Raw genomic sequence first — 14,770 nt, 5'->3', positions numbered from 1 at the left:
ATGGCGGACGCGAAGATCATCGACGGCAAGGCCTTTGCGGCCGGCTTGCGCGCGCGGGTGGCGGACGGTGTGGCGGCGCTGAAGGCCAGCCATGGCGTCACCCCCGGTCTGGCCGTCGTGCTGGTGGGCGAGGATCCGGCCAGCCAGGTCTATGTCCGCTCCAAGGAACGGGCCCTGGTCGAGCTGGGCATGAACAGCTTCGACCATCACGAGCCGGCCGACATGGCCGAATCCGACCTGCTGGCCCTGATCGACCGGCTGAACGCCGATCCGGCCGTGCACGGCATTCTGGTCCAGCTTCCGCTGCCCGGGCACATCGACAGCCAGAAGGTGCTGGCCCGCATCGTTCCGGAAAAGGACGCCGACGGTTTCCATGTCGTCAATGCCGGGCTGCTCGCCACCGGCCAGCCGGGCGCCATCGTGCCCTGCACGCCGCTGGGCAGCCTGCTGCTGATCCGCGACACGCTGGGCCGCGACCTGAAGGGCAAGCGCGCCCTGGTGCTCGGCCGCTCCAACATCGTCGGCAAGCCGATGGCCCAGCTTCTGCTGCAGGCCGACTGCACGGTGACCATGGCCCATTCCCGCACCGTCGATCTGCCGGTGGAGTGCCGCCGCGCCGATATCCTGGTCGCGGCGGTCGGCCGGCCGGAGATGGTGCGCGGCGATTGGATCAAGCCCGGCGCCACCGTGATCGATGTCGGCATCAACCGCGTCGCGGCGGCCGAGCCCGGCAAGACCCGGCTGGTCGGCGACGTGGCTTTCGACGAAGCGGTGAAGGTCGCCGGCGCCATCACGCCCGTTCCCGGCGGCGTCGGCCCGATGACCATCGCCTGCCTGATGCTGAACACGCTGGCCGCCGCCTGCCGCGCTGCCGGCGCGCCGGTGCCGGCAGAGGCGAGCCTGGGGGCCGCCCTTTGATCACCGTCCATGCCCGTGCCGAAGACGGGCGGGTGGTGCGCCAGCCGCTGGAACTCGGCGAGGAATTGCCGGGCGGCGCGGTCTGGATCGACCTGCTGCGCCCGACCGAAGCGGAGCGCGCCCATGTCGGCGCGCTGACCGGCTGCGACCTGCCGACGCGCGAGGAGATGAAGGAGATCGAGGCCTCCAGCCAGCTCTATGTGGAGGGGGAGGGGATCTACATGACCTCTCCCATCATCTCGCGCGCCACCTCGCCCCATCCGGAACAGGGCGAGCTGACCTTCGTGCTGACCCCGCGCCACCTGATCACGCTGCGCTACACCGAACCGCTGCCGGTCATCACCTTCGCCGCCCGCTGCGTCCGCCAGCCGGAACTGCTGGCGACGGGGGAGAGTGCGCTGTTCGGCCTGCTCGACGCGGTGATCGACCGGGTGGCCGACGTGCTGGAGCTGGTCGGCGGCCGCATCGACGAGCTGTCGGCCCGCGTCTTCGACGATTCGCTGGACGGCGGCGGCTTCGGCAAGGCGGCCAAGAAGCCGGACGAGTTGCAGGACGTGCTGCGCGGCATCGGCCGGGCCGGCGACCTGACCCACAAGGTGCGCGACAGCCTGGCCGGCCTCGACCGGCTGGTGGTGTTCATGACTTCGGTCAGCGGCGGTCGGCTGAACAAGGAACAGAAGACCGCGCTGAAGACGATGACGCGCGACTTGCGCTCCCTGACCGAGCATGCCGGCTTCCTGGCGCACGAGGCGAATTTCCTGCTCGACGCCACGCTCGGCCTGATCAACATCGAACAGAACGCCATCATCAAGATCTTCTCGGTCGTCTCGGTGGCGCTGATGCCGCCGACCCTGATCGCGTCCGCCTACGGCATGAATTTCAAGCATATGCCGGAACTGGAGTGGAGTTTCGGCTATCCCCTGGCCATCCTGCTGATGGTGCTGTCGGCGGTGGTCCCGCTCTGGTATTTCCGCCGGCGCGGCTGGCTTTAGAATTAAGGAAATCCCGCCGATGACGACCATCCTGCCCGACGCCGCCCTCGACGCGCTTCTGGCGCAGGATGTTCCCTACGGCGACCTGACCACCGACGCGCTCGGCATCGCCGCCCGTCCGGCGCGGATGAGCTTCGCCGCCCGCGGCGCCATGGTGCTGGCGGGGACGGAGGAAGCGGCGCGGCTGGTGGAGAAAGCCGGCGGCCATGTCCTTCGCGTCGAGCCCAGCGGCACCGCTGCCGAGGCCGGCGCGGTCTTCCTCGAGGCGGACGGCCCGGCCGGGTCGCTGCACCGGGCCTGGAAGGTGGCGCAGACCCTGGTCGAATACGCCTCCGGCATCGCCACCCGCGCCCGGCGCATCGTCGAGGCCGCTCCGGCCGTCACCGTCGCCTGCACCCGCAAGAACTTTCCCGGCGCCAAGGACCTCAGCGTCAAGGCGGTGCAGGCGGGCGGGGCGGTGATGCACAGGCTGGGCCTGTCGGAAACGTTTCTGGTCTTCCCCGAACACCGCACCTTTTTGACCGAACCGCCGGAGACATGGATCGCGGCACTGCGCCGCAAGGCGCCGGAAAAGAAGATCGTGGTCGAGGTCGGATCGGTCGAGCAGGCGGTGGCCTTCGCGACGGCCGGCGCCGACGTGATCCAGTTGGAAAAGCTGCCGCCCGAGGCCGCCCGCGCGGTGATCGGGGCGACAAGGCACCTGACCCCGCCGCCGCTGGTCGCCCCGGCCGGCGGCGTGACCGAGGCGAACGCCGCCGCCTATGCCGCGGCCGGCTGCCGCCTGCTGATCACCTCCGCCCCCTTCTTCGGCCAGCCCGCCGACGTGAAGGTCAGGTTGGTGCCGCTGTGACCGGCGGTTCATCGGCAAGGTCATAGCCGATGTCGATCCGACCGCCTTTCGCACGGAAATGGCGAAGCTTGATTTCACCGATATCGCCGGTCCTGCCGACATGGGTGCCCATGCAAGGGCGTCCAATTCCATCGGGCATCACCACCACCCGATAAGTGGAGCCGGCATCCAGATAGGTGGGGCGAAATCCGCACAGCCTTTCCACCTCGTCCAGATCGTCGGTCGATTCAATGGTGATGTTCTGATTCGCCGCCACAAGGCGGTTCAGCAGCGCCACCATTTCCTTTTCCATCGGATCCCTTGCCTTCGGATCCAAAGATCCTTCGAACACGACTTTCGACGCGCCGGGGAAATGGTTGGCGGAGACGGCGGGCCAATCGACGCCCAGCATGCGAACTGCTGTACAGATCAATTCGCCTGCCGAATGCAGACGCGTGTGCCGCAGGCGCTTTTCCCGGTCGACGGAAAGCCGTGCGTATTGGCCGGCGTGGAGGCGGCCCGACAGGTGACGGCCTTTGTGGATGACGGCGCCATCGCACAGTCTTACCGACTCCACCTGGAAGACGGCGGTGTCGCTGATGATCGTGCCAGTGTCCGAAGGCTGCCCTCCGCCCTGCGGGTAAAACACCGTTCGATCCAGCCGCAGGTCGGTTTCTCCGGTCTCCCGATCCGTCAGGTCGAGTATTTCGGCATTGCCGGTCAGGTCCGTCATATTGTCGAGATAGAGAAGGCGACAGTTCGTGGCCATGACGAGTCTCCTTTCAAAATCCTGTGAGGCGAAGAGGGGGCGGCCCGCCCCCTGCCGCGGGAGCAAGGGCGGGCCGCCGGCGGTCAGTCGGCGAAGGTCAGCCGATCCACCGCCTTAGGAAGACAGGTCACGGTCCAGTGAGCCGATCGTCCGGACATCAGGGCATGGGTTCGGTCCAGGCTGGAACCGCTGACGCCGGTGTGCGGCTTGAGCGGCATGGTCGCGGCCATTTCGGCCGGGATGGTCTTGCCGCCATGGACGAGGTAATGCGAGATGTGTCCCCAGTGGAGCGCACTGAGCGCATGCGCCTCCTTTACCAAAAGTGAGTACGCATGCGCGACTTTGCGTCCATCTGACCCCGATTGCCGGATATGATCGATCAACTGCTCGATCGTCGGCGACACTCCTTTCTCCGTCCGAAGACCGATCAGGTCGAGCAGGCGCTCGGCAAGGCTCGGCAAGCCGAGATCGCGTCTCACCAATGCGGCATCACGGTCGTTCATGTGGGAAAGCCGCTGGGCGATGGTCGCGCAGAACGCCTCGTCGGCCCAGCCGATCGCCAGATCCACGCGCGGATAGGCGGCGACATTCGTCGCATTCGGGCCGCTGTGCATCATCCCGCCGACCGGGTAGGGCAGCAGATAGTTGCGCATGCGGTTGAAATCCAGCGGCGTCATCCGCGCGCCGGTGCCGCCTTCCACCGGACGCCGGTAATCGAGATAGACCCGGCGCAATATGGCGATGGAAGCGGCGGCCTCCTCGATGCAGAGGACCGCCTGCGGATCCCGAAGAGACAGGGCGCCGATGCGGATATCGAGCAGATAGTCTGCTGCATTTCCGAGCAGAAGATCGGTCTGGTTGACCGCGAAATTGAAGAATTTCTCTCCTGTCTCTCCAGTAAAGGTCAATGGGTCGTCAGAGTTATTGTTAAGCCAATATGTATAGTGGCTATCGCGTGGCGGATGATTGGCGATCCTGCCGAGTTCCAGGAGACAGCGTTCGACGCCGGGCATCGCCGCGAGCGCCGAGCCGGCCGGACGGCCGGCTCCCTGGGCATGGCGTTCCAGGGAACTGACGGCAAAGCCGAGGAGGCCCAGATAGCGCAGAGCCAGTTCCTGATCGACATGACCGGAATACACGATGGGGCCGATGATCTGAGGATCGATGTGGGCCGCAACCTCGCGTTCCAGGAGACTCATGCTGAAACTGACCGTGCCATACTCCACTCCGCGATTCAGCAGCGGGAGGCGCCGCAGGAACGCCTCGAGTTCCCTCAATGCCTTTTCGGCCTGCCGATCCGGGATCGGCATCCGAAGCGCCGCCGCGGGCGGCCGCGGATGGCCGTCGTTATCGTTCGCGACGGTGGTGATCTGGGTGGAAGTTCGCGTGGTCGTCGGCTGAGTACGCATGTTGCTGGTCCTCTCGCATGGCGGTTGGGGAGGGCACTAACGGCAGCTCGCGTCGTAGCTCTTGGGAAATTCCCGGTGTCGCGCTGAACGCGTACCAAATCTGACATTGTGTTCACTTCTCTGCAACGGTGTTTCTTTCTTATTCCCTCGAACTAGGCAGATCTTTCCGCATGGAAGCTATGTGCGTTCATCGTTCGAGAGATGGTTTAAAAAATTGGGGTGAATCCTATATTGCGTACCGCCCGCAAGGAATGTATACGTAGTTCTTGACAGCGGACGCATCCCCCGAGGATGGGTCCGCATCTGCATGGAAGAGTGGGTTGGAGCGGTGCCGGAATATTCAATGAACAGTCGCCATGCGCGGCAGCATTTCGCGGATTTGCTCGATTCCGCCTTCGCTGGGAATCGGATCGGAATAGACAGGAACAATCAGATCGTCGCCGCCGTCGTCTCGCCGGCGGCGTTGTCATTTCTGGAACAGCTCGGCTCGGCGGAAACGGTCGATCAGGTTATTGAAGCGCTTTCGTTGCAGGACGGCGGCCCTGAGGAAGGAAAGCGGGATTTCGTCCGACGCAATCTGGTCGCCTCCCTGAAATTTGCGGTGCAGGAGCGCGTCTCGGGAGCGAGGGGACTGATGGAATTTCCGCGGACCAGCGAAGCGCGGGAAGCCGACGGAACGGTCGCGCTGATGCGGTTCGGCGACGACGATCTGGTCCGCAGCGGCTGGCTTGCCCTCAATCTCGATGAGGAGGGACGGCAGGTCCTCACCGGTGCCGTGACCCTGGCGCGTCCAGGCTATCTTGTGATTCTGGAACTGTCCGATGGCGAGAAGATCAAATTGCCGGCCGGGGACGGGACTGTTGTCCGGTTGGCCGACCGGCCGGTCAACGCCGGAATCGCGTTGGAAAGAACCAAGATTTCCATAACCGACCCTCAATCCCGCAAGGATGCGGAAGCGGATCAGCGGGGGAAATAAGGACGGGGGCGATGCCTTGGGGGCGATGCCTTGCATCGTCCTCTTCCCGTTCGGCTGAGTGGAGGGGAAGAGTGAGCCAGTTCGCACTGTTCGGCCTGGCGGCCGTGTCCGGCCTGCTGTTGCAGGTGTCGACAGGTATCGGGATCGATCCGTCCGGCGCCTGGTATGAGTTCCTGGTCTACAGTCTCCTTGCCGTCGGCCTGTATGGAAGCGTGCATGGCATCGACCGCAGTGTCCTGCGCACCGATCTGGGGCGTATCCTCCTGGCGATCACCGTTGGCGTCGCCGCCAAAGCCGTGCTGATCGCCGCGGCTGTCCAATTTCTGTCCGGGGATCCTGTTCTCGCCCTCGTCCTGGGGATATCGCTGGCGCAGATTGATCCGGTTTCGGTGGCGGCGGCCCTGTCATCGGGACGAGTGGGCCGCTCCATCGTTATCTCGGCACGGGCGCAGAACATCATACGCGTTTGGTGTTCATTCGATGATCCTGTGACGATCATCATTGCTTTCATTCTGTATCGGTATTTAGGGGCCAATGATAATATTTCATATTACGGGATTATATTAGAGGTAATTGGAAATTTATCGATAATTGTTTTGGGCGTTGTGTTCATATGGATCTGTTCGAGTTTTCGGTACATTGAAAAATACAGCCCTGTTTTTTTGGTGTCGGTGCTTTTTTCGGCAGCATATTTCCAGTTCATGCTGGCACCTGCGGTTCTTGGCCTTTTTCTCAGACCGGCGATTGACCGATATCTTGCCTTTGCGACGAAAATGGCACTGTTCATGTCAGCGCTGTTGATTGGTCTCTTATTCACCGATGTATCGATGGTCTGGCTCGGCATTGGCATCGGTATCGGCGTGTTCCTGGCTCATTTGATCGTGTCGCTTCCAATGTCCGCCGGTTTGGACAAGGCCGACCGGATTTATATCGCTCTGGCACAGCAGAATGGAATGACGGCAATCCTCCTGGCATTGCTGTTCGAAAGATTTCATCCAGAGATAATTTCTGTTGCCGTACCGGCAATTTTCTCGGTGAACATCCTCCATACGGTGACAAACAAAGAGTGGAAAGGAAGGTTCAACATAGGCTCAAAGATTGAGAAAATATGATGAATATGTTATATGAGCGCCGCTAGTCCCGCTATACGTCTTGGAGTTGCGGAAATGCTGGAAATTCACAAGCAAAAGTTCAGGAATCTCCTCGAGAGGAAATTCGAGGAAGGTGACTTCTTTCCGCATTTCGCCGTTCTGTTCTATAGGGACAAAATTTTTATCCCAGCAATAACCCATAACGAATCTACGCTGAGTGAAGAAATAATCGAGAAGTATATTGAACTCTATCCATTTATAAAAAAGTTGTTTTTGGAGGCCGAGAATAACATTTCCCATATTGGTGTGGGTAAAATGAGAAGGATTGTATTGGATCCTGATATGGGCGCTGTCAATTTCTCTATTATACTTGGATCTCTTTTTCTGATGACTGGAACCGGAGTTCAAGACGAAGTCGATAATGCTTGCTGTGACCACATGAGTCTTTGTGGAGAGGTGGAGAGGCTGGCTATGTCATTGCGAGATGAGTGACTGTTGTCGATGATGGGGCGTTATGCCGGCGGGAAATATAGCGGCGCCTCGGATGGCTGGAATTCCCGATCACGGACCTTCGGGATCGGGAATTCCAGCCGTGCCAACTTATACCAGCGGCTTTGAAGTGTGACTCGTCACGGTGGATTCCCTTTTGGTCCGCCCTGTGATTCGCTGCCAGCTCTCGGAAGGAGGCGGGTATGGCGGCGATTGCGATCACGCGGCTGGAGCTGAGTTCAGCGGAGTTGCGCCAGCGGGCGGTGCGTTTTGGCGATCCGGATGTAGCGCGGCGCCTTCTCGCCCTAGCTCTGGTTTTGGAGGGGCGATCTCGCGAGGACGCCGCGCGGTCTTGCGGGATGGATCGGCAAACGTTGCGGGATTGGGTTCACCGCTACAACGCCCAAGGCGTGGCGGGGCTGCGGGATCGTAAGGCACCGGGAGCCAAGCCGAAGCTGTCGGCGGAGCAGGAAGCGGAGGTGGCGTCCTGGGTCCGCTCCGGTCCGGACCTCGCCGAGGATGGCGTGGTTCGGTGGCGGCGGTGCGATCTGGCCCGCAAGATCGAGCGCCGGTTCGGCGTGGTGCTGGCCGAGCGCAGCGTTGGCGGGCTGTTGCGCCGTCTGGGGTTCCGTCGCCTGTCGGTGCGCCCCCAGCATCCTCAGCAGGATGGCGAGGCGCTCGAGGCTCACAAAAAAACTTTGCCGCTCTGGTTGCCGGCGCCCTCCCCGACACCGCCCGCGGCAAGCCGCTGGAGCTCTGGTGGCAGGACGAAGCCCGGGTCGGCCAGCAAGGGACCCTGACCCGGGTGTGGGCCGCCAAGGGCAGCCGGCCACGCGCGCCCCGCGACCAGCGCCATAGCTGGGCCTACCTGTTCGGCGCCGTCTGCCCGAGCCGTGGCGCCGCCGCGGCCTTGGTCCTGCCCAAGGCCAACGCCGCGGCAATGACCCTGCACATGGCCGAGATCAGCGGCCAAGTGAGCGACGGCCACCATGCGGTGCTCATCCTCGACGGCGCAGGCTGGCACCAGCCGGGCGACAAGCTGGTCGTGCCCGAAAACATCAGCCTTCTGCATCTCCCGCCCTATTGCCCGGAACTCAATCCGGTCGAAAACATCTGGCAGTTCCTGCGACAGAACCACCTCAGCCATCGCGTCTTCGATTCCTATGCCGCCATCGTCGAGGCCTGCTGCGAGGCGTGGAACGCTCTCGCCCAGGCACCCGAAATCATTCGCTCAATCGCCTCACGCTCGTGGGCAGCGGTCAATGTCTAAAGCCGCTGGTATTACCCAAATCGCGATGTAACGATTCCGGGCTGGCGTCTCCGCTTCAGCCCTACCCCGCCAGCCCGCCGCCCAGTTCGATGCGCACTTCCACCACGCCGGGCTCGTCCAGGTTCTCCTTGCGGACGAAACCCAGGGCGCGGCACATGTTCAGCATGTTGGTGTTCTCGCGCAGAACCTCGCCATAGACTTCCCGGATGCCGCGCGAGCGGGCGTAATCGAGGATCTTGTTCATCAGGATATAGCCCAGCCCCTGGCCCTTCATGTCGGACCGTACCATCACCGCATATTCGGCGCGGCGGTTGTCGGGATCGGCGGTGATGCGCACCACGCCGTACATGATGGTGTCGCCGGTCTGCGGGTCCGGACCGACGGCGATCAGCCCCATCTCGCGGTCGTAGTCGATCTGGGTCAGGCGCGCCGCCGCCTGGTGCGACAGCCGCTTCAACGGGGCGAAGAAGCGCAGGCGCAGATCCTCCGCCGTCTGGTTCTCCACCAGATGATGCACCAGCGGCTCATCCTCCGGCAGGATCGGGCGGACCAGGAACTGGCGGCCGTCCTTGATCGTGATGCGGTCCTCCAGCGCCTTGGGATAGGGCCGGATCGCCAGCCGTGCCGCACCCGCCAGGGCCGGCACGCCGACCTTGATGCGGGCGTCCAGCGCCATCACGCCGTTGGCGTCGGCCAGCAGCGGGTTGATGTCCATCTCGGCGATCTCGGGGAAATCGACCACCAGCTGGCTGACCTTGTTGAGCGTGAGCGCCACCGCATCCAGATCGACCGCGGCGCGGGAGCGGAAGCCCTGCAGCTGCCGGTGGATGCGGGTGCGGCTCATCTGCTCGGCCGCCAGCTTCATGTTCAGCGGCGGCAGGGCCAGCGCGTAATCCTCCACCACTTCCACGCCGATACCGCCCTCGCCGAACAGCAGGACCGGGCCGAACATCTCGTTCTCGGTCATGCCGACGATCAGTTCGTAGGCGTCAGGGCTGACGGCCATCTCCTGCACGGTGAAGCCCTCGATCTTCGCCTCGGGCGCCAGTTCGGCGACGCGGGCCAGCATGGCTTCGGCTTCCGCCTTCACGTCCTCCGGGCTGGTCAGGCCGAGAGCCACGCCGCCGACGTCGGACTTGTGGGTGATGTCGTGCGACAGGATCTTCAGCGCGATCGGGCCGCCGATGACACGGGCGGCGGTCGCCGCCTCCTCCGGCGTTTCGGCGACGCGGGTGTCGACCACCGGAATGCCGTAGGCGGCAAGCACGCGCTTTGCCTCATATTCGCTCAGCCACTCGCGCTTCTCGGCCATGGCGCGGGAGACCACCTTCTTCACGGTGATCTCGTCGGGCTGGAAATCCTCCGCCACCGACGGCGGGGTCTCCATCAGAAGCTGTTGGCTGCGGCGGTAGCGCACCAGATGCATGAAGGCGCGCACCGCGTCGGACGGGCCGTTGTAGGTCGGGATGCGGGCGTCGGCGAACAGCTTGCGCGCCTCCACCGCCGACTGGTCGCCGATCCAGCTGGTCAGCACCGGATGGCGGCGGGCCTTGTTGGCCTGCACCGTCTCCGCCACCGCCTGGGCGATGGCCTCGCTGTCGGTCAGGGCGGACGGGCAGTGCAGGACCAGAACCGCGTCGTTGCTGGTGTCCTGCATCAGCGCGTTCAACGCCTCGGCATAGCGCTTGGGCGTGGCGTCGGCCCCGATGCGCAGCGGATTGCGGAAGGGGGCGCCACCCGGCTGCGGACCCAGAGCCTTGGCCAGCGCCTCCTGCGTCTCCGGTGCCATCGCGGCAAGTTGGCCGCCGGCCTGGATCAGCTTGTCGGTGGCCATGACGCCCATGCCGCCGCCGTTGGTGAGGATCGCCAGCCGGTCGCCGGTGATCGGCACCCCGGTGCCCAGCGTGCCGGCGGCATCGAACAACTCGGCCAGATCGTTCACCCGCAGCACGCCGGCGCGGCGGAACACCGCGTCATAGACGGCGTCCGATACGGCCAAAGCGCCGGTGTGCGAGGCCGCGGCCTCCTGCGCCTCGTCGGAGCGGCCGGCCTTGATGACGATCACCGGCTTCTGGCGCGAGGCGGAGCGGGCGGCCGACATGAATTTGCGGGCGTGGGTGATGCTCTCGATATAGAGCAGGATGGCGCGCACCGTGACGTCGGAGGCCAGATAGTCCAGCAGGTCGCCGAAATCGACGTCGCCGCGGTCGCCCAGCGACACCAGATGCGAGAAGCCGATGCCGCGCGACGTCGCCCAATCGGCGATGGAGGTCAGCACCATCGAGCTTTGCGCCACCAGCGCCACGTCGCCCTTGCGGGGCGCCACCGGCGCGAAGCTGGCGTTCATGCCGCGGCCCGGCACCATGGCGCCCAGGCTGTTGGGACCCAGCACCCGCATCAGATAGGGCTTCGCCGCGTCCAGCATCGCCTGGGTCTGGTCGGCGGACATGCCGTTGGTCATGACGATGGCGGCCTTGGTCCCGCGCTTGCCCAGCGCGTCGATGGTCGCCGCCACCGTGTCGGGGGCCGTGCAGATGACGCCGAGGTCCGGCGTGATCGGCAGGCTGTCCACCGTCTTGTAGGTCAGCACCCCTTCCACCGCGCGCTCGGTCGCGTTGACCGGCATCACCGGTCCGTCGAACCCGGCCTGGAACAGGTTGCGGGCCACCACGGCCCCCACCGTGCCCGGCTTGCGGCTGGCGCCGATCAGGGCGATGGAGGCGGGCTTGAACAGCTTGTCGAGGTTGCGAACGGTCATGACCGGATCCGGTGCTGGGATAGGGCGCCGGCCCCAGTCTGCCATGGGTCGCCGACGGTTTTGATGACGAACAGCGCGGGCCCGGACTTTCATCCCTGCCATTTGCTGCGCCGCAACATTACGGGCTGGTATGACCATTGGGCAAGGGGCGTTTCGTCGCGCCTATGCAAAACCGCCCAGCTGACAGGATGCGCACTTGCGGCGGGATGCCGAGCGTCGCCAAGCTGTCGGCCCACCGGACGCCAACTTGCGCAAAGGAGCCTGTTCATGAAGGTCGGAATCGTCGGGGCGGGGTTCGTCGGCAGCACCGCGGCCTTCGCCATGGTGACCACCGGCGCCGCGAGCGAGGTCGTGCTGGTCGACATGAACGAGGCGCTGGCCCAGGCGCAGGCGCAGGACATCGCCCATGCCGTGCCCTTCACCCATGCGGTCACCGTCCGTGCCGGCTCCTATGCCGCGCTGGAGGGAGCGGGGGTGGTCGTGCTGTCGGCCGGCGTCGCCCAGAAGCCGGGGGAAACCCGGCTGGAACTGCTGGAGCGCAATGCAAAGGTGTTCGGCGCCATCATTCCGGAGGTGCTGAAGGCCGCCCCCGACGCCGTCCTGCTGGTCGCCAGCAACCCGGTGGATGTGATGACGCAGATCGCCACGCGGATCAGCGGCCTCTCCCGCACCCGGGTCATCGGGTCGGGCACGGTGCTGGACACCGCGCGCTTTCGCGCCCTGTTGGCCGAGCAGCTGGCGGTGACCCCGCGTTCCGTCCATGCCCATGTCGTCGGCGAGCATGGCGACTCGGAGGTTCTGCTGTGGTCGAGCGCCACCGTCGCCGGCCTGCCGGTGGAGCAGGCGGCCGACCAGCTCCGCCGCAGCCTGACGGCGGAGGACCGCGCCACCATCGACGAGGGGGTGCGCCGCGCCGCCTATCGTATCATCAACGGCAAGGGCCACACCGCCTTTGGCATCGCCGGCGGGCTGGCCCGGCTGGTATCGGCCATCGGTGCCGACGAACGGATGGTGGCGACCTGCGCCATGCTGACCGACGATGTCTGCGGGGTGCCGCAGGTGGTGCTGTCGCTGCCGCGCGTCATCGGCGCCGGCGGTGTGCTCGACACCGTGCTGCCCAACCTGTCGGCGGAGGAGGCGGCGGCCCTGCGCCGCAGCGCCGAAATCCTGAAGGAGGCCGCCGACGGGGTGGAGCGCCGGATGGGCTGGACCAGTTGATGCTACGTCACGTGATTCGCTGACAGATGATCCACCAAGCCCGCCGCCAACCCGTCGAAGACGGCACGGCAGCGGGGGGTGGAGCGCAGATCCTCGTGCATCGCGATCCACACCCCCATCGGCAACTCGAAGCGGCCGGCCAGCAGCCGGACCAGATCGGGGTTCCGCCGCGCCAGTGGGACTTGGCAGATGCCGATGCCGAACCCGGCCTCGATGGCCGCCAGCTGGGCCAGATGGCTGTCGGTGCGCAGAGCGAAGCGGGGCAGGGTGAGGCCCGGCACACGCTGTATCATGGCGCGGATGTCCGGTGTCTCCCGGTCGAAGCCGATCAGGCTGTGGCCGTCGAGTTCCTCCAGGCTGTGTGGGGTGCCGTGGCGCTCCAGGTAGCGGCGGTGGGCGTGCAGACCCAGAGCGATGCTGCCGACCCGCCGCACCAGAAGCGCTTGCTGGTCCGGCTCCACCATGCGCACGGCGACATCGGCATCGCGTTGCAGCAGATTGTCGATGCCGTTGGACAGCACCAGCTCGACCTCCAGCGTCGGGTGGCGGCTCCGAAGGCCGGCCAGGATCGCCGGCAGGATGCGGGCGCCCACCACCTCGCTGGCGGTGACCCGCACCGTGCCGCGCACCTCCGCTCCCCATCCTGACGCCGTGCGCCACAGGCTGGCCGCCGCCGCGTCCAATGCCTCTGCCTGCGGACGCAAGGCCAGGGCCGCGTCGGTCGGATCGAGCCCGCGTGGAGAGCGCACGAACAGCGAGCCGCCGACCGCCTCCTCCAGCGCCGCGACATGGCGGGCGAGGGTGGGTTGCGTCAACCCCAGGGCGCGCGCCGCCGCAGACAGCGACCCTTGACGGATCACTGCAAGGAAACTGCGGTAGAGGTCCCAGCTGGGTGGTGGTGGATTCATCGGTTTCAGTATAGCAACCCGCCGCAGTTCGACAATTCCGTTCAACCGCTCCCCGGCCCATCCTTCCGCCATCACGAAGCGAAAAGCGATGGAGGCAGCGATGGAACGGCAGGCGACCGGTACGGCAAGGACCGCCCTGGTTCTGGGTGCGACCGGCGGGTTCGGCGGCGAGATGGCGCGGGCGCTGGCGGCGCGCGGCTGGACGGTGCGCGGCCTGCGCCGCAAGCCGGCGGAAGAGTGGCGGCAGGACGGAATTCAGTGGATGTTCGGCGACGCGATGTATGCCGCCGACGTGGCGGCGGCGGCCGAGGGCGTAGCGCTGATTGTCCACGCGGTGAATCCGCCGGGCTACCGGCATTGGGACCGGTTGGTTCTACCCATGCTGGACAACAGCATCGCCGCGGCCTGCGTCAACCGTGCCCGCATCCTGCTGCCCGGCACCGTCTACAACTACGGCCCCGACGTCTTCCCGCTGATCCCGGAGACGGCGGCGCAGAACCCGCTCACCCGCAAGGGTGCCATCCGGGTGGAGATGGAGCGCCGCCTGCATCGCGCGGTGGGGCAGGGGGCGAGATTGCTGATTCTGCGTTGCGGCGACTTCTTCGGTCCGCAGGCGGGCAACAGCTGGTTCAGCCAAGGATTGCTGACGCCCGGCAAGCCGCCGACCCGGATCAACCAGCCGGGCCGGCCGGGGATCGGCCATCAATGGGCCTATCTGCCCGACGTGGCGGAAACCGCGATGCGCCTGCTCGACCGCGAGGCGGAGTTGGGCGACGACGCGATGTTCCACATGGATGGACACTGGGATGCCGATGGCGGCCGGATGGTCGCGGCCATCGCCCGCGCACTGGACGAGCCAGACCTGCCGGTGTGGCGGATGCCCTGGTGGATGCTGCGGCTGGCGGGTCTGGCGGTGCCGCTCTTCCGCGAACTCAGCGAGATGCGCTATCTGTGGCAGGAACCGGTGCGGCTCGATAACCGCCGCCTGCTGGCCTTCCTGGGCGAGGAACCGCACACACCGCTGGACCTTGCGGTGCGTCGGACGCTTGCCGGATTGGGGCATCTCCCCGCGCAGCTGGCGGGATCGCCGGAGGCGGGGAAATGCATATCCGACCGCGTTGCCTCAAGCCGCCTGGGCTGAGG

Annotated in this window: 13 protein-coding genes; 9 read left to right on the top strand and 4 right to left on the bottom strand. The window is 65.3% G+C overall.

Annotated features, from left to right (window positions below; all coding sequences use genetic code 11):
* Genes folD through modD form a run of 3 tightly spaced genes read left to right on the top strand, consistent with a single transcriptional unit; the run spans nt 1 to nt 2,760 of the window.
* On the top strand, nt 1–918 hold the full coding sequence (gene folD / locus AZOLI_RS12740; RefSeq protein ID WP_014249070.1) for a bifunctional methylenetetrahydrofolate dehydrogenase/methenyltetrahydrofolate cyclohydrolase FolD: 918 nt from the start codon (nt 1–3) through the stop codon (nt 916–918).
* The gene (locus AZOLI_RS12735) at nt 915–1,910 is read left to right on the top strand and encodes a magnesium transporter CorA family protein (protein ID WP_014249069.1); all 996 of its coding nucleotides are present in this window, start codon (nt 915–917) and stop codon (nt 1,908–1,910) included. The genes folD and AZOLI_RS12735 overlap by 4 nt, the downstream gene beginning before the upstream one ends.
* Nucleotides 1,911–1,929: 19 nt before the next feature.
* Nucleotides 1,930–2,760 (top strand): ModD protein, encoded by an 831-nt coding sequence (modD, locus tag AZOLI_RS12730; protein ID WP_014249068.1) that lies wholly within the window; start codon nt 1,930–1,932, stop codon nt 2,758–2,760.
* Here modD and AZOLI_RS30370 read toward each other — a convergent pair.
* Both AZOLI_RS30370 and AZOLI_RS12715 read right to left on the bottom strand, forming a co-directional pair.
* Complete coding sequence (locus AZOLI_RS30370; protein WP_014249067.1) at nt 2,741–3,508, bottom strand: alanine--tRNA ligase-related protein; 768 nt, start codon at nt 3,506–3,508, stop codon at nt 2,741–2,743. The genes modD and AZOLI_RS30370 overlap by 20 nt on opposite strands.
* Nucleotides 3,509–3,591: 83 nt before the next feature.
* The gene (locus tag AZOLI_RS12715) at nt 3,592–4,917 is read right to left on the bottom strand and encodes a monodechloroaminopyrrolnitrin synthase PrnB family protein (protein ID WP_014249066.1); all 1,326 of its coding nucleotides are present in this window, start codon (nt 4,915–4,917) and stop codon (nt 3,592–3,594) included.
* Nucleotides 4,918–5,260: 343 nt separating this feature from the next.
* Here AZOLI_RS12715 and AZOLI_RS12710 point away from each other — a divergent pair, with 343 nt between their 5' ends.
* The 4 genes from AZOLI_RS12710 (at nt 5,261) to AZOLI_RS31130 (ending at nt 8,743) form a co-directional block, all read left to right on the top strand.
* Nucleotides 5,261–5,893, top strand: coding sequence for a type II toxin-antitoxin system Phd/YefM family antitoxin (locus AZOLI_RS12710; protein ID WP_014249065.1), 633 nt, complete (start codon nt 5,261–5,263; stop codon nt 5,891–5,893).
* Between the two features lie 71 nt (nt 5,894–5,964).
* On the top strand, nt 5,965–7,005 hold the full coding sequence (locus tag AZOLI_RS12705) for a hypothetical protein (RefSeq protein WP_044550150.1): 1,041 nt from the start codon (nt 5,965–5,967) through the stop codon (nt 7,003–7,005).
* A gap of 54 nt (nt 7,006–7,059) precedes the next feature.
* On the top strand, nt 7,060–7,476 hold the full coding sequence (locus tag AZOLI_RS32495) for a hypothetical protein (protein ID WP_162488071.1): 417 nt from the start codon (nt 7,060–7,062) through the stop codon (nt 7,474–7,476).
* A 200-nt stretch (nt 7,477–7,676) separates the two neighbouring features.
* A protein-coding gene (locus AZOLI_RS31130; protein WP_076611116.1) for an IS630-like element ISAli3 family transposase occupies nt 7,677–8,743 on the top strand; the annotation gives its coding sequence in 2 pieces (ribosomal slippage) (nt 7,677–8,163 and nt 8,163–8,743; 1,068 coding nt in all).
* Nucleotides 8,744–8,804: 61 nt separating this feature from the next.
* On the opposite strand, the gene AZOLI_RS12690 is transcribed toward AZOLI_RS31130, so the two are convergent.
* Nucleotides 8,805–11,501 carry a bifunctional acetate--CoA ligase family protein/GNAT family N-acetyltransferase gene (locus tag AZOLI_RS12690; protein WP_014249063.1) on the bottom strand — a complete coding sequence of 899 codons (2,697 nt, stop codon included), beginning with the start codon at nt 11,499–11,501 and terminating at the stop codon, nt 8,805–8,807.
* A gap of 267 nt (nt 11,502–11,768) precedes the next feature.
* On the opposite strand from AZOLI_RS12690, the gene AZOLI_RS12685 reads away from it, so the two are divergent.
* Complete coding sequence (locus AZOLI_RS12685; protein ID WP_014249062.1) at nt 11,769–12,719, top strand: L-lactate dehydrogenase; 951 nt, start codon at nt 11,769–11,771, stop codon at nt 12,717–12,719.
* Between the two features lie 2 nt (nt 12,720–12,721).
* Here the strand turns inward: AZOLI_RS12685 and AZOLI_RS12680 are convergent, their stop codons facing one another.
* Nucleotides 12,722–13,672: a LysR family transcriptional regulator gene (locus AZOLI_RS12680; protein ID WP_244442484.1), complete on the bottom strand. Its 951-nt coding sequence runs from the start codon at nt 13,670–13,672 to the stop codon at nt 12,722–12,724.
* Nucleotides 13,673–13,715: 43 nt separating this feature from the next.
* Here AZOLI_RS12680 and AZOLI_RS12675 point away from each other — a divergent pair, with 43 nt between their 5' ends.
* Nucleotides 13,716–14,768 (top strand): NAD-dependent epimerase/dehydratase family protein, encoded by a 1,053-nt coding sequence (locus AZOLI_RS12675; RefSeq protein WP_162488070.1) that lies wholly within the window; start codon nt 13,716–13,718, stop codon nt 14,766–14,768.
* Nucleotides 14,769–14,770 lie beyond the last annotated feature (2 nt).

The organism is Azospirillum lipoferum 4B (genome assembly GCF_000283655.1).
GTDB classification, from domain to species: Bacteria; Pseudomonadota; Alphaproteobacteria; order Azospirillales; family Azospirillaceae; genus Azospirillum; species Azospirillum lipoferum_C.
This window is presented reverse-complemented; position numbering and strand designations above follow the sequence as displayed.